The sequence below is a fragment of the Paenibacillus sp. GL_099_B genome, from assembly GCF_057835695.1.
Window position 1 is genome coordinate 686,790 of sequence record NZ_CM174430.1, and the last position, 20,464, is coordinate 707,253.

Annotated in this window: 21 protein-coding genes; 16 read left to right on the forward strand and 5 right to left on the reverse strand. The window is 47.7% G+C overall.

Translation table 11 applies throughout. The features are described from left to right. Positions 1–101: 101 nt before the first annotated feature. From AC3ITG_RS03270 to AC3ITG_RS03280, 3 genes are all read left to right on the forward strand, one after another. Positions 102–1,610 carry an MDR family MFS transporter gene (locus tag AC3ITG_RS03270; RefSeq protein WP_413379425.1) on the forward strand — a complete coding sequence of 503 codons (1,509 nt, stop codon included), beginning with the start codon at positions 102–104 and terminating at the stop codon, positions 1,608–1,610. Positions 1,611–1,729: 119 nt separating this feature from the next. Beyond that, positions 1,730–2,215, forward strand: coding sequence for a hypothetical protein (locus tag AC3ITG_RS03275; RefSeq protein ID WP_489252783.1), 486 nt, complete (start codon positions 1,730–1,732; stop codon positions 2,213–2,215). Between the two features lie 31 nt (positions 2,216–2,246). Next, on the forward strand, positions 2,247–2,432 hold the full coding sequence (locus tag AC3ITG_RS03280; RefSeq protein WP_175480690.1) for a hypothetical protein: 186 nt from the start codon (positions 2,247–2,249) through the stop codon (positions 2,430–2,432). A gap of 80 nt (positions 2,433–2,512) precedes the next feature. On the opposite strand, the gene AC3ITG_RS03285 is transcribed toward AC3ITG_RS03280, so the two are convergent. Further along, the gene (locus tag AC3ITG_RS03285) at positions 2,513–2,974 is read right to left on the reverse strand and encodes a MarR family winged helix-turn-helix transcriptional regulator (protein ID WP_062326256.1); all 462 of its coding nucleotides are present in this window, start codon (positions 2,972–2,974) and stop codon (positions 2,513–2,515) included. Between the two features lie 503 nt (positions 2,975–3,477). Here AC3ITG_RS03285 and AC3ITG_RS03290 point away from each other — a divergent pair. The 8 genes from AC3ITG_RS03290 (at position 3,478) to AC3ITG_RS03325 (ending at position 11,254) form a co-directional block, all read left to right on the forward strand. Next, the gene (locus tag AC3ITG_RS03290; protein WP_489252784.1) at positions 3,478–4,812 is read left to right on the forward strand and encodes an MFS transporter; all 1,335 of its coding nucleotides are present in this window, start codon (positions 3,478–3,480) and stop codon (positions 4,810–4,812) included. 215 nt (positions 4,813–5,027) lie between these two features. Next, entirely contained in the window at positions 5,028–6,344 is a 1,317-nt protein-coding gene (locus AC3ITG_RS03295; protein ID WP_489252785.1) for a hypothetical protein, read from the forward strand. A 33-nt stretch (positions 6,345–6,377) separates the two neighbouring features. Beyond that, on the forward strand, positions 6,378–7,550 hold the full coding sequence (locus AC3ITG_RS03300; protein WP_489252786.1) for a hypothetical protein: 1,173 nt from the start codon (positions 6,378–6,380) through the stop codon (positions 7,548–7,550). Positions 7,551–7,721: 171 nt separating this feature from the next. Further along, positions 7,722–7,985, forward strand: a complete 264-nt coding sequence (locus tag AC3ITG_RS03305; protein WP_489252787.1) for an AbrB/MazE/SpoVT family DNA-binding domain-containing protein — start codon at positions 7,722–7,724, stop codon at positions 7,983–7,985. Further along, a complete protein-coding gene (locus AC3ITG_RS03310) occupies positions 7,982–8,398 on the forward strand; it encodes a type II toxin-antitoxin system death-on-curing family toxin (protein WP_489252788.1) in 417 nt (138 codons plus the stop codon). Before AC3ITG_RS03305 ends, AC3ITG_RS03310 begins: the two co-directional genes overlap by 4 nt. Before the next feature lie 356 nt (positions 8,399–8,754). Beyond that, on the forward strand, positions 8,755–9,486 hold the full coding sequence (locus AC3ITG_RS03315) for an ABC transporter ATP-binding protein (RefSeq protein ID WP_489252789.1): 732 nt from the start codon (positions 8,755–8,757) through the stop codon (positions 9,484–9,486). Between the two features lie 19 nt (positions 9,487–9,505). Then, positions 9,506–10,756, forward strand: a complete 1,251-nt coding sequence (locus AC3ITG_RS03320) for an ABC transporter permease (RefSeq protein ID WP_489252790.1) — start codon at positions 9,506–9,508, stop codon at positions 10,754–10,756. 114 nt (positions 10,757–10,870) lie between these two features. Further along, entirely contained in the window at positions 10,871–11,254 is a 384-nt protein-coding gene (locus AC3ITG_RS03325) for a hypothetical protein (RefSeq protein ID WP_489252791.1), read from the forward strand. Positions 11,255–11,427: 173 nt separating this feature from the next. On the opposite strand, the gene AC3ITG_RS03330 is transcribed toward AC3ITG_RS03325, so the two are convergent. After that, on the reverse strand, positions 11,428–12,696 hold the full coding sequence (locus AC3ITG_RS03330) for a BaiN/RdsA family NAD(P)/FAD-dependent oxidoreductase (protein WP_413375077.1): 1,269 nt from the start codon (positions 12,694–12,696) through the stop codon (positions 11,428–11,430). A gap of 169 nt (positions 12,697–12,865) precedes the next feature. Here AC3ITG_RS03330 and AC3ITG_RS03335 point away from each other — a divergent pair, with 169 nt between their 5' ends. The 3 genes from AC3ITG_RS03335 to nadE all read left to right on the forward strand — a co-directional run bounded on the left by AC3ITG_RS03335 (position 12,866) and on the right by nadE (position 16,137). Continuing rightward, on the forward strand, positions 12,866–14,587 hold the full coding sequence (locus AC3ITG_RS03335; protein WP_489252792.1) for a two-component system sensor histidine kinase NtrB: 1,722 nt from the start codon (positions 12,866–12,868) through the stop codon (positions 14,585–14,587). Between the two features lie 168 nt (positions 14,588–14,755). Further along, positions 14,756–15,190, forward strand: coding sequence for a BrxA/BrxB family bacilliredoxin (locus tag AC3ITG_RS03340; protein ID WP_053779648.1), 435 nt, complete (start codon positions 14,756–14,758; stop codon positions 15,188–15,190). A gap of 137 nt (positions 15,191–15,327) precedes the next feature. Continuing rightward, positions 15,328–16,137: an NAD(+) synthase gene (nadE, locus tag AC3ITG_RS03345; RefSeq protein WP_489252793.1), complete on the forward strand. Its 810-nt coding sequence runs from the start codon at positions 15,328–15,330 to the stop codon at positions 16,135–16,137. A gap of 99 nt (positions 16,138–16,236) precedes the next feature. On the opposite strand, the gene AC3ITG_RS03350 is transcribed toward nadE, so the two are convergent. Further along, positions 16,237–17,052, reverse strand: coding sequence for an alpha/beta hydrolase family protein (locus tag AC3ITG_RS03350; RefSeq protein WP_489252794.1), 816 nt, complete (start codon positions 17,050–17,052; stop codon positions 16,237–16,239). Between the two features lie 186 nt (positions 17,053–17,238). On the opposite strand from AC3ITG_RS03350, the gene acpS reads away from it, so the two are divergent. Together acpS and mutY are read left to right on the forward strand one after the other, a co-directional pair. After that, on the forward strand, positions 17,239–17,646 hold the full coding sequence (acpS, locus tag AC3ITG_RS03355) for a holo-ACP synthase (protein ID WP_489252795.1): 408 nt from the start codon (positions 17,239–17,241) through the stop codon (positions 17,644–17,646). A gap of 66 nt (positions 17,647–17,712) precedes the next feature. Further along, a complete protein-coding gene (gene mutY / locus AC3ITG_RS03360) occupies positions 17,713–19,044 on the forward strand; it encodes an A/G-specific adenine glycosylase (protein ID WP_413375088.1) in 1,332 nt (443 codons plus the stop codon). Positions 19,045–19,234: 190 nt separating this feature from the next. On the opposite strand, the gene AC3ITG_RS03365 is transcribed toward mutY, so the two are convergent. Further along, positions 19,235–20,098: an IS3 family transposase gene (locus tag AC3ITG_RS03365; protein ID WP_489254400.1), complete on the reverse strand. Its 864-nt coding sequence runs from the start codon at positions 20,096–20,098 to the stop codon at positions 19,235–19,237. Further along, the gene (locus AC3ITG_RS03370; protein WP_489252744.1) at positions 20,095–20,415 is read right to left on the reverse strand and encodes a transposase; all 321 of its coding nucleotides are present in this window, start codon (positions 20,413–20,415) and stop codon (positions 20,095–20,097) included. Before AC3ITG_RS03370 ends, AC3ITG_RS03365 begins: the two co-directional genes overlap by 4 nt. Positions 20,416–20,464: the final 49 nt, after the last annotated feature.

Here is a 20,464-nt window from a genome sequence, read left to right on the forward strand (position 1 = left end):
ATCGAAAGGTTGTTCTGGTTCGTAGTGGGCTGTGTAAATCAATGTTCCAAATTATATAGAGAATTGAAGAGAGAAGGGTTTGTGTGAATACAACCGGAGGTTTGAACCGCAGTTTCATCCTGGCGGGATTGCTGCTGGCGACTTTTTTGTCTGCAATTGAAGGTACAGTAATTGGTCCGGCAGGGCCAACCATTGTCAGTGAGTTGGGAAGTGTGCAGCTGTTGAGCTGGATTTTCACTGCTTATCTGTTAACGATGGCTGTGAGCACGCCGATTTTTGGCAAAATCAGTGATCTATACGGACGAAAGCCAGTATTCCTGATTGGCTGTGCCTTATTCTTACTGGGTTCGCTTCTGTGCTGCCTTTCGCAGAACATGGAGCAACTGATTATTTTTAGAGCGATTCAAGGGATTGGTGCAGGTGCGGTTGTGCCTGTTACGTTTACGATCATTGGTGACATCTATCGCCTTGAAGAACGGGGCAAAATACAGGGCTGGATTAGCTCCGTGTGGGGCATTTCATCTCTGGCCGGACCGCTGCTGGGCGGTTATTTCGTTGACAATCTGGGCTGGCAGTGGATTTTTGGGTTTAATTTGCCGTTCGGACTGCTGGCGATGTGGTTTGTATTCCGTTATTTGAAGGAAGAAATGTCTCCGCGTACCGCGAAAATTGACTATATGGGTGCGTTGACCTTTACCGTCGGCATCACAGCATTGCTCTTTGTATTGTCCGCAGGTGGACAGTATTATGCCTGGAGTTCTCCTATTATTGTGGGATTGAGTATCGTGGCTATTTTGTTTATGATTTTATTTTTTGTGGTGGAAAAAAGAGCCCAGGCTCCGATGGTACCTCTCCATCTATTCCGTATTCGGGACATCCGGGTGGCGAATATCGCCGGACTACTGACCAGTACTCTGATGATTGGCCTAACCAGTTATTTGCCACTTTGGGTACAGGGGGTTCGGGGCGGTAACGCGACCGAATCAGGGTTGTTGCTTGCACCGATGTCTGTTGGCTGGCTGATCGGTAGTGTACTTGCCGGCCGTCTGCTGATGAAAATTGGATCACGCTTAACAGCGGTGATTGGATTAACCGGGATTGCCATTGGATCGGGTGGACTCTTCCTGGTCGGTGGAACATCACCCCAAGCCGTACTGTTTATTTTGACCTTTATTTACGGACTCGGATTCGGATTTGCTTTTACGATATTCACGATCATTTCACAGTCGTCGGTTGGGTATAAAGAGCGTGGATCTTCGACGGCGCTACATACCTTTATGCGTACGCTCGGACAAACCATTGGTGCAGCAGCCTTCGGCACATGGTTGAATTACCGAATATCAACGTTGTCGAGCGAACAGCATCTGGCGGAAGCGGGGATCTCGGATGGGGATCTGAATCAACTGCTTGCTCCGCATACGGAAGCTGCTCTGTCGGATGACAAATGGGCGCTACTGCGTAACGTGTTGGAAGGAAGTCTGCATTCCTTGTTCGTCATCATGTTTGTCATTGCCATTATCTCATGGGTAACGACACTGGCCTTGCGCAAACGGTTAATCGTTCCCGAAAATGCAGATGCTCCGCCACAAGCACAAGCTTCAGGGAATTAAACGAAGTAAAATGAATAATTATTTGGATCAAGCAGCTGTTTCTCGGCTGCTTTTTTGTTTATTATTTTCTAGAAGGGATTATCTATAATTTACAATAATGGAATGGGAGGCGAGTTAACATGAGTAAGCAATCGCTGCAATCATTCTGGTTAATACCCTTTCCAATCAAGCTGCTGGCAGTCAATCTGACATGTATTTCGCTTACCCTAGTTGTCGGACTCATGAAATATGTTCCCTTGGCGGAACGAGCGGAACATACATATTACTATCCCATCTGGTATACATTGATCATAAGCATTCTTATCAACTTGGCTCTTCTTCTGTTTCTGATCCTGCCTTTATCGTTAGTTGCGGACAGTGTGCTTGCTTCCCTGAAAATGAACAGACCTGTATCCAAGGTAATATATACAATCGTAGCTTATTTTCTTCTTGGTGTAGGCAGTGCGCTGTTGTTCTCCATCTTTGTGTACAAAATGGATGCCTTTCAGTATGCTGGCCCTTATCAATACGTAGTAATAACATCTTTTGTTTTTTTGCTGTGGCAATCAGGTCTGGGATGGATTTTGAATAGAGTCCGTAAGCAGGAGCAGACCAACACAGGATAATATAGATATCTCATTGGGAGTAGAGGTGAGGATGATGTTTCCCAATAATCTGAATTCGTCGAAGGAAGATGAAGCCAAAAGCAAGTACGAAGAGACTCAGAGGGAGATTGAGGGTCACAGCCGTTCAGGTCTGTCCAGTTACATTGTCGATTTGCTGATTGCGGGTGGATTGGTTGTCGCTGCCCTCACGGTGTTGATGTGGATTCTGTACCTTTGATTAACAATACGAATAACCGGTACCGCCTATTTAGGCGAACCGGTTATTTTTAATTTGGATCAGGTGATATGGGGCTGGTCTTAGCCGTTTGCGGATAAACGATCCGCACCGAGTGCAAGCCTTTCCAACAGCTCAGAGAGCAATGTTTTATCATCTTCGCTCAGACCGCTGACAGCACGATCTATTTTGTGTGCGTAGCCTGGATAGATGTCATCCATCGTACGCTGGCCTTCCTCGGTCAATTCTACGAAAATGATGCGTCTATCCTGAGGACAGTGTTTTCGATGTAAAAGTCCCTTTTGCTCCAGCTTGTCAATGACATAAGTGACATTCCCGCTTTGCAGCAGAAGCTGTGCACCGACTTGTTGAATGGGCTGTGCTCCTTTCATATATAACACTTCGAGCACCCCGTAAGCGGTGGGGTTGAAGCCATGCACTTTGCTTCCGGATACAGCGTGTTCATTCACGCTCTTAAATGTCTGGGCCAAGGTGCGGTACAGATGAAGAGAACGTTCGGTTCCGATTTCCTGTAATTCCAGCATACTGATCCCGCCTTTTCAGATTTATTGGAGTTGATGAATTTACATTTGACGATTCAGAGGTTCGCCATATTTCTATTGTAAACATCTGTTTGCACGAAAAACATGCGATATGTCACAAGATTTGCATTTTTAGCAATTAAAATTTAATCATTTTTCGTCAATATAAATTGAACTAATGAATATTTACACTTGTCACTCCGCTGACAGAACAACCTTCCGATCGCTGTTATCCCCAGATTTTTTTTGGATTCCCTTTCTCAAAGGGGAAAATCCGGGGATAAAGGCGAACGCTCCGCTTCTTCAGGTTATTTCTGTCCTCTTCGTTCTTGTGTAAATGTTTAGTTCAATTTTTATAGTCAGCAATCATGAGAGATTTGAAAATAAGTAATGGGAAAATCATCCTGAAGGTAGCGCGTACTCTCCGTCTCTGGCAGGAGGTGGGAGCTCAGCCTGCTCTCTATAATAAATTCATATCATGAATGGGTTGAGGGCGGAGGAGAAGAATGATGGCAAATGGATTAACGATGCAGGAACGAAGACCCCTGAAGCACAATCGATCTTTTATCACTTTGATGGCTGCGCAGGCTATCTCCAATTTGGGAGACTGGCTGCACCTGCTTGCGATCCTTACGCTGGTGGGCATTCGCTGGAATGCCACGCCGTGGGAGATTACGTTCACCACGCTCTGTGCAGCTTTGCCTGTCTTGCTTACAGGTCCATTTGCAGGGGCGCTGGCGGACCGGGTCAATCGTAAGTGGCTGATGATCGGTGCAGACGGTGCGCGAATTGTGATCGTTGGAGGGCTCATTTTTGCCGATCAAATCTGGCATATGTATGTATTGCTTATTCTCAAGTCTTTATTCGATGTGGTGTTCTCACCAGCCAAGAACGGCAAGCTTAAGGAAATTGTACCCCAGGAGCAATTGGGGCAGGCGGTGTCCATCAGCTCGGTGATTGAACAGATGTCCAAAATTATCGGCCCGGCTCTTGGCGGGCTGTTGGTTGCCGCTTTTGGGATCACCTGGTGTTTCGTGTTGGATTCCGCGTCCTTTCTGATCTCAGGCATTATTTTGCTATGGATTCCTGGAGCACGAGTGATCCAATCTGTGAATCAGAACGTAGAACAAGTAAGGGAAGAGACAGCAGGTGTTGCTCCAGCAGGTAAAAAAGCTACGTTTATGAAAGATACAATGGAAGGCATCCGCATGCTCGCATCTCTTCCTCATGTGGGTACCTCTTTAGTCCTGCTTGCCTCAGCCCTTCTGTTTCTGCAATTTGCGGATTCCCAGACGGTAGTCCTGTTCAGACAGCTTCCTGGTATTTCAAGTGATCTGCTTGGATGGTGTGTCGCGGCTAGCGGTGTTGGAACGTTAATTGCAGCGATGAGTGTTCAGAAGTGGAAGAAGGCGGGGCATGTAATCAAGATGGGTCTTGGAACATCATTGATGGGTCTTGTCATTGGTGGAGTAGGCATGATCGTAGGAGTATGGCCGCATGCTGGTCTTGGCGCTAATTTGCTGCTGATATCGTTATTTGCCTTGGCAGGTGTGGGGGTTGGGTTTGCCATTGTTCCGTTCCAAATTCTACTTCAGGAGCAAACGCCTGAATCCAAGACGGGCCGTGTGTTTGGAACGGTTGGCAGCATCATGACGGCCAGTAACATCATGGGTCCGGTGGTAGGTGGATTTCTGGTGACCTCATTCGGAGTTATTCCGGCTTTTATCAGTTCAGGCATTTTGCTGACGCTGCTTGGCGTGACTTATGTAGTGATTCGCAGGCAAAAAAAGAAAGACATGGACGGGAGTCTTGCAGCAAACTCCATGATTACTGGTAAGTGAAACGAGTTTGCAAATACCTCGGTTACAGAGGTGGAAATGGGGAAATTCTTGGTAGAATTTCATTAAAATTTTAACTTTTTGAATAAAAAACGTTTGAGTAAACGCCTTCACGTTTAATGAGGAACAGGCAGAAATCCCTGTATTCTAATTAATCTTAGGGGAAAACTCATATGCCTTTTCCCACCAACGCAGTAGCGGAAAGGGGGTGAAGCAACTTGAATGTAAAGTTACCAAAATCGATTGTTCGTCTTGGAAGCATACCACTGGCTATACTCGCGTGGACGCTGATTATAGGACTGGGATCGTCGCATGTGTATGCAGATGATTCTCAGGCATCTTCAGCTAACAAGTCCAGTGGCTTATCGCTGAATTTGTTTTCAAGAGATTCGGATGGTGGGTTGAACCTGACTCCGTCGGTATCTGTATCCACACCATTACTGGATGTTGAAGTTCCGTCGATCAAAGCGGATAAATTGACAGGCAAGCTGAGTGTATCTGAACTGAAGGTAGATACGCCGCTTGGATCGGCAGGAACATCAGAGATCGACATTGATGCGAACAAGGGAACCGTTGAACTACCGTCTGTGAAGGCGGATACAACGGTATTAAAAGCGGATGTATCGAGCAGTGAGGTAAACCTGAACGAAGGGACAGCTTCTTTGCCTGGTGTTACCGCAGAGGTACCCGAGGTGATCAAGGCAGAGACGTCTGCTGTGAAAACAGATCTTCGGCAGGGCAAGGTTGAATTGCCTTCCGTGAAGGTGGATGTACCTGAAGTTACTTGGGTTAATGTCTCTTCATCCCGTGTGGATCTGACGAAAGGTAAGGTTCAGCTTCCTTCGGTAGAAGCGATTCCTGTAGTGGATGTGAAGCCTGAAAAACCAACTGTTACGCCGGAACAGCGTTCGGTCTTTAATACATCGAACGTTGAAAAGCCTACAATCGGCAAAACGGAGTCAGTACATCAGGTTTCATCGCAGGATGATGAAGATGGACAGACTGCTGTGCATGTTACGGGCAACGTGATTGACGTCACTTGGCAATCGGAAGTACGTCCACAACAGCCTGCTACTCCGCAGGCAGTGCCTGTAGAAGAATCTAACCTGGAGAAGGATTCTAGTTCAAATGCAGTATTGCCAGATGAGGAGCAATTCCTGGTGGATCAGTCTTTAGTTAAACCAGCTGTCATTGATCCAGTGCAGAATAACAAAGGTGTTAACTTAGAGGATGATTCCAATAAGGCGTCACCATTGCAGCCGCGTACAGAACGGTCAACGGATTGGTCTGTTACGGCAACTTCTCCTGGAGCAGCGAATGCTGCCGCAGGTGGGAGCTCCGGTTCCTCCGGTGTAACTGGTGGAGGATCAACCGCTCCAGCCGCCGCACTTCCAGGAGCAACTTCCGGACTGGCTACACCAGATTACGGTTTTGCTTTCAGGATGGAACGTCTGGATGGTTTCAGTCAATGGTCACAAGCGCCGCCAGGGCGGCCGCCGCAATATATCTCTTTCTCTCAAACACAATGGCGTTAATTCAACCAAAATGGAGAAGGAGTGTATATTATCATGAAAAAAGTGAATCGTTGGGTAAAATTGTCGGTATTATCGGGTACGTTGGTCGCTGGATTGCTGGGAGCTTCGCAAGCAACTTACGCGGATAGCTATAGCAATAACAGCAGCGGAAATCTGGATTTGAATGCAGGTTTGCGACTGGAGCTGGGATCTCTTCTGTCAGGACACCGTGACGCAGGTTATGGCAACAATGGCAGCTACGGAGGTTCGTCCAGTGCATCTGGAGCATTAAATCTGGATCTCGGTTTGAATGCCGGCCTATCCACAGAGAGCATGAACAGTTACAATGATCGTTCTTCCGATCATACTGCTGAACGCAGCAGTTCTGGTAACCTGGGCCTTGGTCTCAATGCCAATGTGTCGGGAGAAAGTACAACGATGAGCGACTATTCACGAAGCGGCGAACAACGGAACGTGAACAGCACCTCTGAGAGCGAAAGCCGTGGAGCGCTGGATCTGGGTCTGAACGCGAAGGCAGAAGGCGAGAGTGCAACATGGGCTCAAACTGAACGCAATAATAGCGTAAATGACCGTGGTCGTAACGATAGCAGCAGCTACGCGAGTGAAAGCCGTGGAGCGCTGGATCTGGGTCTGAACGCGAAGGCAGAAGGCGAGAGTGCAACCGTGGCTCAATCTGAACGCAACAGCAGCGTGAAAGACCGTGAGCGTAATGACAGCAGCAACTATGCGAGCGAAAGCCGTGGAGCGCTGGATCTGGGTCTGAACGCGAAGGCAGAAGGCGAGAGCGCAACACGGACTCAAACCGAAAGCAATAACAACGTCAATGACCGTGATCGTAACGATAGCAGCAGCTATGCGAGTGAAAGCCATGGAGCGCTGGATCTGGGTCTGAACGCGAAGGCAGAAGGAGAGAGCGCAACATGGGCTCAAACCGAACGCAACAATAGCGTAAACGACCGTGATCGTAACGAAAGCAGCAGCTATGCGAGTGAAAGCCGTGGAGCGCTGGATCTGGGTCTGAACGCGAAAGCTGAAGGCGAGAGTGCAACATGGGCTCAATCCGAAAGCAACAATAGCGTGAATGATCGCGACCGTAAAGATAGCAGCAGCTACGCGAGCGAAAGCCGTGGAGCATTGGATCTGGGTCTGAATGTAAATGCAGATGCAGAAAGCGAAACTTCAACTGTGGTGGAGTCAAATCGGTAATATGAGATTTTCACTGTAATATAAAGAAGCAGGGGTTCCGGAACCCCTGCTTTTTTCGTTTTACTGGAACAGGCAACAAGAATACTTAAAATTTCGAATTTATATAGAGGGGATTAAGTGCTAGTATAATTGTTATAACAGTTGAATAATATAATTAAGGAGGGATACTGAATGAATAGGGTGAATGAGATGGAACGAAAAGTAACTAAATTTGGTAACAGTTTGGGCTTGACCATGACAGATGCTTTAAAGCAACTTGGACTTGAGCAGGGAGATATGGTTCACATTGAGGTAGACCAATCCAACGGAGAAATCGTTATTAAAAAGTCCACAAAAGTTAATCTACCGAATGGAATCAGTAGTGATTTTATGGACACACTCTCTGATGTTATGGGTGAATATGACCAAACTTTGAAAGGTCTTAAAGACAGATGAACCAAATCCGATATTTGACTGTCCAAGAAGTTATAGCTATCAACGTAGCCATGATAAAGCGTTACAGTCCGGGGGAGCAGATCGGGGTAAAGGATTCTGGTCTGCTTGAATCTGCTCTGCTGCGACCCAGGTCTTCCGCTTTTTTTAACGATGCCTATTCAACGATATATCAAAAAGCGGCGGCCTTGTTTGAATCCCTGGGGCAAAATCATCCTTTTCACAACGCCAACAAAAGGACTGCTTTTACCGCATTGGTTATCTTTCTGCGTTACAACAATCTGCATCTCAAAATGAAACAATCTATGGCTGAGGACTTTACCGTTGATATGGTGAATCACAAATATAATTTTGAAGAAGTAGTCTCGACTATTCGTACATACTGCGTTTCTATAAACGAAGAAAAGAAACAGTAGGTCATTTATTACTATGATTTATTGTTTTCTTTAATTTCCTATCTAAATCCAATTTATAATCTATATAAATTGAACTAAACATTTACACGAGAACGGAGAGGACAGAAATAACCTGAAGAAGCGGAGCGTTCGCCTTTATCCTCGGATTTTCTCCTTTGAAAAAGAGAATGAAAAAAATCTGAGGATAACAGCGATCGGAAGGTTGTTCTGGCATCGGAGTGGTAAGTGTAAAATAATCTTTGTTCCATTTAATATAGAAAAGAAAAGCTCAAAATGATCAAACAATTCATCACGAACTCGATTACAATATCAATAAAGAACCGAACAAGCACCTGACAGGACAGGGAGTGAATGATATGGAAATCGAAAACAAAGATACAGCCGCACAGGAGTCCATATTGGACGTACATATTACGGAAGCAGGATATGAGGTGGGTCAATCCACGATAAGGAACATCCGATTACACGTGGCGCCGGGGGAGCTGGTGGGTATTATCGGACCGAATGGGGCTGGCAAAAGCACTACCATCAAAACATTACTTGGCCTGCTTGAACATGCGAAGTATGAAGTAACCATTGGGGGAGACGGACGCTATGCCTATATTCCGGAACAACCTGTGTTTTATGAATACATGACCCTGTGGGAACATCTCGATCTGGCAGCGGCTGCCTATGAGATGGAAGAAGAGGTCTTTGTCGCCAGGGCGGAGGAGATGTTGGTTCGTTTCGGCATGGACCACGTCCGCAATGATCTTCCGGCCAGTTTCTCCAAGGGGATGCGGCAGAAAATGATGCTGATGATCGGCTTCCTGTCCTCGCCGGATGTATATATTGTGGACGAGCCTTTCATCGGGCTGGACCCACGCGCAACCAAGGATTTTCTAAAATTGCTGGACGATGAGCGCCGCCGTGGTGCGGGTGTTCTTATGTCAACACATGTACTGGATACCGCTGAGCGAATCTGTGATCGTTTTATTCTTATTCATTCCGGGCGCTCTGCTGCCGAAGGAACACTGGACGAAATCCGTGCAGCCGCAGATTTGCCGGATGCCTCGTTGTTTGATTGTTTTGACACACTGACATCCTAACCGGGAAGGGGGGAGAAAGATGGAGACCTCTCGAGCATATACGCCACTTAGTTTATATAGACGCAGACGCAAGGAGCACTTCAATGAACAATTGAAAAACCTGAAACTGGTAGTAGACTGGACGGTATGGGTATACTTGCTTATTCCGGGTCTGTTGTATCTCAGCGGATGGTACGTGAGTTTATGGTCCAAACCGCTGCCCTCCTGGGCAACCGGATTAACGCTGCCTACACTGACAGGGCTGATCGACATCATTATGCTTACAGGTGGAATTCTTATATTTGTAGAAGAAGCGGATGTGTTATTCCTGAAGTCGCGGTCGCTGTGGATGCGTACATTGATGAAACAGGGGATCTACCGGGCTTGTTTGCAGCATTTGAGTAAAATGATTGCAATTACGGCGTTGACCTCACCACTATGGTCCCGTGTGTATGACATGTCTTTTATCCATATCGCGCTAATAGCGATTTGGTTTGGCACAGTAGCTTCATTCCAGGTCATTGCACTCCATATGACGAAAGTGCGTTATACCGGATGGAGACGCTGGCTTCGCATGATCCCCTTGGCAATTGCGATGGGCATTATCATGATTGGGGTAACATCCTGGATGCATGGACACATCTGGACACTGCTTGCAGGCATTGTGGCCGCAATCCTTCTTCTGATCATGGTTGGCCGAATGAGGCTGGAGATGAAGGGAACCTTTGAGGGCGATGTGCGTGAAGATTTACGAGAACGGCTAAAGTTTACCGCCCTTTTACTGAGTCGTTCTGTGACTAAGCCGAAAGCGCCGCGCACCCGGACGATCATATTCCGCAAGCAGCGTAAGTTGCTGCGTCATCGAACGATCTCTAATCGGACAGCCGAGACGGCATTCAAAGCATTTTTTCGTAACTCATCAACGATGAAATTGTACTTGCAGCTTGGCGGCCTTTCGATCGCTGCCGTTGCTTTGCCACCTTTCCCGGTCAATATAATCGTGTGTGGCTTGTTGGTCATCATGTTGAGCGTACTTTTCTATCGCTCCTGGGAGGTATTTGCAACCTCGGAGTATGTTCAGCTCGTATCCTACGATTCGGAGGCGTTAAATCGTTCAGGTGTGACCATGGTACGGATGTTGTTCGTTCCGCTGGGGATTTTAATGGGATTTTCACTGGGAGCAGCCTGGCTAGGCTGGCTGGAAGGTATCGTTACGGCTGCGGCTGTCGTGGCATTCGGGCTGTTCGTCCTGTCTATAACAGGCTGGATTCGTTACATCCGATCGGCTTAGATGATATTCTTCCTTGATCAGTAGCATATCAGATGAAGTAACTGACCATGCTATAGGAGACGGATCTTACGATTTTGAAAGTAAGGGATCAGCTCTCGCAAGGAGGAAAAAATCATGTTGGATGATAGTGAACTTCAGGTGCATTTTGCAGACAATGCAGCGTTGCTCGCCGCGCAGGCAACTTTGGAGGAACTTGGGTATAAGCCATACCAGTCAGGACCGCTTGAATTGTACATTCCTACAGATCGACAGGATACGCTATCTGCTGTGGAAATCGTACAGTCACACGGTGGAAGTGCGGTGTTTCTCTCCGAAACAGATGGATTGGATCAGTTTCAGAATATATCTATTCCGGCTCATCTCGTGAATGAAGATTGGAATGAAGGTTATGCGAGCGGAATCCAGGGGGGCAATCCCGAACAGGTGATGTCTAACCGGGATGAAGATCCGACATTCGATGACTCAGTCGATGGTTTCTCGGGCAGTGTGAAGGCATAAATACAACATGGGCAACGCTGCTGCTTGCCTTGTTGGTGACAGTGATTCTGGATTGCATACATCTCAAAAAAACCTCGATACCCCACAGATAGCGGGATCGAGGTTTTTTCATGCTCTTAATAAACTTTCGTGATGTGGAACGTGAATTGGTCCATGAACATCTTATGTTCAAGTCATGAGCGAGCGTTTTTATACTCTGCAGCATGCATGCCAGCTGTGTACCCCGTAGAGAAGGCAGCGGTAATATTATAGCCTCCCGTGTAGCCGTGAATATCCAAAACTTCACCGCAAAAGAATAGTCCCGGCAGCAGCTTGGATTCCATAGTTTTTGGGTATATCTCCTTTAAGTGGATTCCCCCGCCAGTCACAAAGGCTTCTTTGAGAGAACGAGTTCCGTCTACGCGGAAGGTAAAATCCTTCATTAACCCCACTAATGTATTTAACATACCTTTGGGGAAATGGTGAAATGTGAGGTCTTCGCTGATCTCTGCACGCTTCATCATCAATGGAATCATGCGCTCAGGAACCCATGTTTTGAGTATGTTTTTGACGGCTTTTCGGGATTCTTGCTCCAGCACCTGCTGAACCTGGGCTTCAAGAGCACCGGCAGACAGGTCCGGGAACAGATCAATACTCATCGTGACCTGGGGGTTCCCAGATTTCATTTGCACCTTGCGAATGAACTGGCTGCAACGAAGTGCGATCGGTCCTGATACGCCAAAGTGGGTGAAGATCATATCTCCGCGATGGGAGATAATCGATTTGCCTTTGGCATCTAGAACAGATAACCCGACATCCCGCAAGGATAAGCCTTGCAGTTCTTTGGATTGAATCCAGCTCTCGCCAGACACAATCGGTACTTCCGTCGGATACAGCTCTGTAATCGTATGTCCAGCCGCTTCAGCCCAAGGATAGCCATCCCCGGTTGATCCGGTTTGAGGAACTGATTTGCCCCCGGTAGCTATAATAACAGAGCGTGCAAGCACCGTTGTGCCAGAAGCTAGCTTCACGCCCTGCACGTGTTGACCGTTCTGAATTAATTCCTTAACCGGCTGTTTGGTGCGAATCTCTACCCCAAGGGAAACAATTTTGCCTACCAACGCATCAACGACCGTTTTGGCTTTATCGGTTACGGGGAACATTCTCCCGTTATCCTCCTCTTTCAGGGCAATACCGAGATTTTCAAAAAAACGCATAATTCCCTGATTGTCCAGATTCTGAAATGAACTATATAAAAAGCGTCCATTGCCCGGAATATGTCGGATCAGTTCATCCGTCTCCTTGGCATTGGTCACATTGCAGCGACCGCCGCCAGAGATCCCGAGTTTGCGGCCGAGTTGATCTCCTTTATCCAGCAGTAGCACCGAGGCTCCATGCTCAGCAGCGGCGACACAGGCCATGAGGCCCGCAGATCCACCGCCAATTACTATGACATCATACATGCGTTATTACCCTCTTTTTTCATTGATTTTGTCTGTTTTCCGAAAACCCTGTCTACTCCTGCCTGTTTATGAAACAATACAAATGTATTAGCAGTTCTATTATGCTGTCTTAAGGGATATATTGTAATATACTGTCGCCTATGTTTTAATCAGAAATACATGAGGGAATGTGCAGGCAGAGGAGGGAGATGGCATTGTGGTTGCGTTGAAGGACATTCTTTTACAAATACTGCTTGCAGGAGCTGCGGTATTCCTGATTCCATTATTGCACTTGGGGCTCTCCAGGCAAGCAGTCGCCAAGGCAGGATATCATAGGATGGTACAGACCAGTTTTGCTGCGACCAGTGTGGTGAGCATGTTGCTATGTCTGCTTTTTGCCCACTATGGGAACCCGGTATCAGTCCCTATCTCCTTGGGCATTGTGCCCCTGACGCTCGTCATATTGTATTGCAGGCCTCGCATAGGCCTAACGCTGTCTCTTCTCCAGATACTCTTCTATTTTCTCTTTGCGCATCCCTATAATCTGTACGGATTTCTACTTCAAACGGGCATTCTTCTCTATCCTATTGTATGGTTGTCAGCCAAACGATTCAAGCATTATACACGTTCACGCAAAATGGGGACAGTTATCGCCTTAATAACGGCAGAGCTGGTTGTTTCCAATGTACTGTATATTCCATCGATGGAAAGCCAGCCAACATTCTCAATAGTACAGTGGGTATTACTAGCGCTGGGATATACAATCGGTGCAGTTCTTGCTGGAAGTCTTAGTATGCTCTGGATTGAACAGATGCAACATCACCGGGGGCTTGAGCAACATTTGTCCGAAGTTCATCATAGATACATAGCCGAAACGGAAAAGCTTAACCAAATTCTGAATGCTGTTCCTTTATCCATCGCAACCTTAGATAAAGAGGGGACCGTGCAGTTCGTCAACGATACGATGGAGCAAACGGCGCGGGATCAATTGCCTTGCACTACAACACCGGATTTGATTGGGCAACCTGCGAGTCAGTTTGTCGAACAAGCCCAGGCAGACAAGATGGAGAGCAGTATACGTAAAGCCATTGTTCATGGAGAAGTGAGTGGACTTACGGTGCGTTACGGTTCAAACGTATTTCAATCCAGGACCGTTCCCATCTACGCGTACTCAGCAGAACTGCCAAGAGAAGCTATCGGAGCCATGTTGATCATTCAAGATATTACTGAGCTTGAAATGCTGCGAAGCGAGCTCGATAATGTGGATCGCCTTAGTCTTGTAGGGCAAATGGCCGCAAGTATTACCCATGAGGTCAGAAACCCGATGGCGGTTGTGCGTGGTTTTCTTCAATTAATGCAGGAAAAGAGTCCGGAGTCCCTGGATCACTATTACCGGATCGTTCTGGAGGAGCTTGATCGGGCGAACAGCATTATTAATGATTTTCTGTCATTGGCTCAGAATCGAATTGCCGAGAAGGAAGAATCCCAGCTGCATGATATCATCCATGAACTAAGTCCTTTGTTATGGGCTGATGCAAATCTGCGAGGTCAGAGTATTGAATTTATGCTTGCTCACAATGTGCCGAAGCTGCATCTGAATTCAAAGGAAATCAAACAAGTGGTACTTAATCTGGCTCGTAATGGGATGGAAGCCATGAATGAAAAAGGGGTACTTACACTTGAGACTCGGTTGGTGGATGACACCGTGGAGCTGTGTGTGCGAGATACAGGCCCGGGAATACCTAGAGTGAAGCAGGAGAAGCTGTTCGAACCTTTTTTTACGACCAAGGCCAAAGGAACCGGACTGGGATTATCCATGTGTCTAAGCATTGTCGAACGGCATAACGGAACTATTACCATCGAATCAGAGGAAGGGCAGGGTACAACTTTCAAGGTTGCATTTCAACGTTGAACTTCAAGCATGTTTTGCCAAGGAATGAGACATAATATTGAAGGAGAAGCCTTTCCGCAGGCGGTGTTTGAACCTTGCTTTCATTGATTAGGGATGTATAATAGGAATAGCACAAAAGCATTTAATTTTTTAAATAATAGAACTCACATATTTAAGGAGTGAAACCGAATGTCTATGTCATTTGATCAATACATGAAAGATATGGTTCAACCGATGCGGGATGATCTGACTCGTTTGGGAATTCAGGAGTTGCGTACTCCAGAAGAAGTTGAAGCAAGTTTGCCGGATGCCAAAGGTACCGCTCTGGTTGTTATTAACTCGGTCTGCGGATGTGCCGCAGGTCAATGCCGCCCAGGTGTATCCCAAGCACTTCAGCATGATATTACACCAGACCACCTGTATACGGTATTTGCTGGTCAGGACAAGGAAGCTACAGCTAAAGCTCGTGAATACTTTGCACCGTATCCTCCATCTTCACCTTCCATCGCTTTGATGAAAGACGGAGAACTCGTTCACTTTATTGAGCGTCATCAAGTGGAAGACCGTTCTGCAGAGGAAATTGCGGCTGAGCTCACAAGTGTGTTTGACCGTTACTGCCGTTAATTAGCTCAAGCAACGCCCCGCCTTTCGGATGACCGATGCCGGGGCGTTTCATTTTGAGCAAATAGGGTTATTGAACCATTCGGACCTTTCAAAATGGACATCAAATTTCATTAATTTAGAAACGGGGTGTGTGAACGATGAGTTTGCAACAACAGATCATCGCTGAATTGAAGGTTAAACCAAGCATTAATGAAGAAGAGGAAGTGCGCAAGCGCGTTGACTTTCTCAAAACCTATGTGAAAAATGCCAATTCCAAAGGGTTGCTAATCGCAATCAGTGGCGGGATTGACAGCGCTGTAGCTACGGCACTTTGCAAAAAGGCAACGGACGAGCTTACATCAGAAGAGAATAAGGAATACAAAACGCTGGGTGTATTCCAGCCTTACGGTGAGCAATCGGACATTGACCATAGTTATGCTGTGGCAAAAGCCTATGACCTGAAGCATGTCGTGGAAACCAACATCGAAGATGCAGTTAACGAGATCGCGCTCGAAGTGGAACAAGGTTTCAAATCCATGGGTAGCCCACGTCATATGACTCACCAAGGCAAAGGGAACGTGAAAGCGAGAACCCGTATGGTGATGCAATATGCTCTTTCTTTTGAGGAAAACTTGTTGGTTGTCGGAACAGACCATGCCTCTGAAGCCATTACGGGCTTCTATACCAAATGGGGTGACGGCGCCGTGGATATTACACCACTTAGTAGCCTGAACAAACGTCAAGTGCGTCAGCTGGCTGCGTATTTGAACGTGCCACAGGCCATTTTGGACAAGGCTCCATCAGCAGGACTCTGGGAAGGCCAGACCGATGAAGATGAACTGGGCATTTCGTATGAAGCGAACAGTGACTATCTGGAAGGCAAACAGATTGATCCGGCTGCACAAGAGCGTCTTGAAGCATTCTACACACGTACCCATCACAAACGTAATGCCATTCCTGGCATCTAATATGGATCGCAAGCATGCCATGATATGATATGGACAATGAAAGCATCTGAACAGCAAAGAGTCACTGCATAAGGCAGCGACTCTTTTTGTTATGCAAGATTAGTTAATCCAAGTTGCGATCTGGCGAAGTGTTTCTGCGATCGCCTGCTCAAGCTGCGGCGTCGATTCCTTGAATGGATGCACAGTATTAAAGGTATGATTTCCTCCGGGAATCTGATGCCACGGGATATCCGGACGAGCCTGAACCAGTGCGGCCGAGCCGTCACGCAACCGTTTGCCATCCTCTGTTCCCTGAATAAGTGCTACGCGAAGAGGGGAAGAAGCCAAACGATCAATGATGGCGTAACGATCCTTATGCTTGTCCAGGTCTTCCAGAATGGAAACGTCCAGAGGCATCTGCTGGCCGGTTCGCCCGTTCGTGACATGGCTGCGGCCCTGTGTGCGCATTTCTTCTTTTTGCTCAGGGGTAAACAAATCCAGGTTGGTTACGCCGTTCCAGGAAAGTACGCCTGCAATCTGCTCGGGATGATCCAGCGCATACACAAGGCTTACGCCTGCACCGCGGCTATGTCCAAGTAGAAATACCGGCAGTCCGTTAAGTTCAGGCTGTGTGGACACATAGTCAAGCAGCGTTGCCAAGTCGGCAAGCTCCCGGCTGTACGTATTGACTGCAAACTTTTCAAGTTCAGAAAATTGTTCCAGATCTTCTCCAACTCCGTTGTGAGAGAAATTGAAGGTCAGGACGTGATGGTTCTCGCTTAGCTGCGATGCAGCGTAGGGGAACATGCCCCAGTCTTTGAAGCCTTTGTAACCGTGAGCCAGGACAATGATTCCTTGAGCGGGTTGCCGTGCAGTGAATATATTTCCGCGAATGACGGCATCTCCGCCAGCAGGCAGTTCAAATGCTGTGGACATATCTTATTCCTCCTAAAGTTTCATCTATTCCTGATTCATATTTTAACATAAATGGTAATGTGGACGAAGGTACTCGCATCCGTGTGCGCCTCCTGCTACAATAGAATACGTGTTCGGATAAGTTACGGATCAGATGACCGAATGGAGATCGTTTACAGCATAAAAGGTTAAGCGGGTGAAACGTTGATGATATATGGTATTGGAAACGACATACTGGAGATTGGACGCATGCGTAAGCTGTTATCAGGGTCGCACGTCGAAGCGTTTATGAAGCGAATTTTAACGCATGCAGAGCGTGAGATTGCGGATCATCGGGGAAAACGGATGGTAGAGTTTGTATCCGGCCGATTCGCAGCAAAGGAGGCAGTGTCCAAGGCGTTTGGCTGCGGCATTGGAAGCATGATGAGTTTTACCGACATTGAAGTGCTGCCTGATGCGAAAGGGCGTCCCGTTGCCACACTGTCTGATGAAGCATGGGAACGACTGCAACTGCCATACGGCAAACAGTATGATATTCATTTGAGCATTACGCACCAGACGGAGCTGGCTGCGGCCTTTGCTATTGTAGAGCAGATGGGGAAGACGTTGCCTTGATCTGAACAGTAACAATGTGGGGAACGTGTGAAGAACGTAAGCATGGTAACAGGAGAGGACGGGAATATGGGTTTATTGGAACAGAAACGACATTTCAGCGTGAATTTGCTGGATTGGTATATGGTCAACAGACGGGATTTGCCGTGGCGTCGCCACAACAATCCTTATTTTACGTGGGTATCGGAAATTATGCTTCAACAGACTCGGGTGGATACGGTGATTCCGTACTTCAACCGTTTTATTGGGAATTTTCCGACCGTACAGGCTCTGGCTGAAGCACCGGAAGAAGAGGTTTTGAAAAATTGGGAGGGACTCGGATATTATTCGCGTGCCCGCAATCTTCAGGCAGCTGCCAGACAAGTCATGGAGCTGCACGGTGGGGAGATGCCGCAGGACAAGCAGGCAGTCTTTGCGTTAAAAGGTGTAGGCCCGTATACAGCCGGGGCCATTCTCAGCATTGCCTTCAACCAGCCGCAGCCAGCGGTGGATGGCAATGTGATGCGGGTCCTGTCCCGATACTTCCTCATTGATGAGGACATTATGAAGGGCAGCACCCGGGTGTTGATGGAGGAGCTCGCGGGAGAGCTCATTCCAGAAGGGCGTGCGCGTGATTTCAATCAGGCGCTGATGGAACTTGGCGCGCTGGTGTGCACGCCCAAAGCGCCGCACTGCCTGACTTGCCCGGTCATGGAGCAATGTTCCGGCCGTATCGCCGGACGGGAGCTCACGCTGCCGGTCAAGACCAAGGCGAAGCCGCCACGCCCTGAGCAGCGGCTGGTCGCCATTGTGGAGGGCCGCGGTGCTCATCGCGGCCGTGTGCTTGTGCGGCAGCGCCCAGCGACGGGCCTATTGGCCCGCATGTGGGAGCTGCCGCATGTGCTGGCGGCGCCCGCCGCAGCCGGCAAGGCGGCGGGGCCGCTGGCAGATGAGCCGGCCATGGCTTTACTGGCCGGCAGTCTGTGGGCGGAAGGCTTCGCTGCCCGCCCGGAAGGGCTGGCTACCCATGCGGAGCATGTGTTCAGCCACATTGTCTGGAGCCTGCAGGTGTACAAGTGCACCGAGCAGGACCAGAGTAACGAGCTTCCGCTGATCGCTGCGGAAGCCAGAGCCGCCTACGACGCACAGGCGGCTGCCAAGGAAGCCACTGCTCTAGCCCAAGCATCGGAGCCAGGCAACATCGATGCAGCCAACATCTCAGGCTCGCTTGATGAGCAGGGCGAGCCGTTGTCAGCATTTGCCGCAAGTAGCCCGGCGCATGATGTAATGAGTGGAAAAGGCGATGGCCTGACCTATCGCTGGATTGGTCCGGAAGATATGGACAAAATGGCATTCCCGAACATATTCCTGAAGCTGATCAGCAGTTATTTTGCGGGAGCATATGACGATGTTAATGAATAGTGAAACTATTCCATACTAACCGTCTTTGATGAGGATACTTGCTCTAAGGACTAAGTATTCTTAACTTAAAGATCGTAGCCGTAGAAGGATTACTCATAACGAAGTGCAGCAAGCAAAAGCACAAAAAAAAGCCTGATTCGGTCGCGTTGACCAATGGTCTTACCCCTGTCAAGTAGACAGATGAAAAAAGCTATGCTGCCAGTGCGCATCGATATTCAATCGGTGCGCGCTGTTTGAGTTTGGCTTGAAATCGTCGGTAGTTGTAATTGTACATATAATCTTCCACGGCTTGTCGAATCTCTACTTCTGAATTACACTGGTTAAGGTACAGCTTCTCTGTCTTGAGATGCGAAAAGAAGGATTCGATGCATGCGTTATCTAGGCAGGTTGCTTTGCGAGAGTGGCTGCCCTTCACGCCGAATGCTTCTAATCGTGTGTTGTACGCCTGAGACGTGTATTGGAAGCCTTGATCCGAATGGAGTACGGCTTCTGAAACGTCTCTTTTTTGTGTCCATTGTTCCACCGTATCCAATACGAGCTGAACATCGTTCCGTTTAGACAACTGCCAAGCTACAATCTCATTGTTGAACAAGTCTTGAATCACGGACAGGTAAACAAATGTGCTTCCATTCGAAATATAGGTAATATCCGTCACCATTTTTTGCTGGGGTGCTGTCGCATGGAATTGGCGCTTCAGGCGATTCGGATAGATGACAGATGGCGTATAGCTGGACTTCTTCCGCTTCTTGCGAATCACCGATTGGATGGATAGTTCCCGCATGATTCGCCATACTTTCTTGTGATTGACGTTCAGACCAGCCTCCCACAAAGCCGTTGTCATGCGAGGATAACCAAACTCTCGGTTTGTAAAATGAATAGCCATCATGTGTTCTTTGATCTCACGCTCACGGTCTTGTCTTGCGTCTCGCTGCGGCTGTGTGGCTCGCCATTTGTAGTAACTAGAACGAGGTATTCCTGCAATCGATAACAGGCGTGTAATGCCATGCGAGCAGCGCAATTCGTCTATGATATCGTAGTTCTCCCGTTGGCTCAGCGCTTTTCCTTTACTAGATTTGGATACCGCTTTTTTAAATAATCCACCTGTGCTTGAAGATAGTCTCGTTCTTCTTCTACACTGCTAAAGGTTGTACGAGTACGTCCCTTCATTGGATTCGTTTCACTACTTTTTCGCTCATCGAACGCTTCCCCGTTTTTCCACTTTTTCACCCACACCTTCAGTTGTGAACAATTTCGAACCCCCTCGCGCTCAGCGACCACCCTATAACTTGAAGAACCTTCGACATACGCTCTAACTGCATTCAATTTAAATTCTTCGGTATACGACTGAAATGTTTGCCCTTTTTTGGCCATTAAAATATCCCCTCCAAGTGTCACTTGAACCCTCATGATAACATGAAGG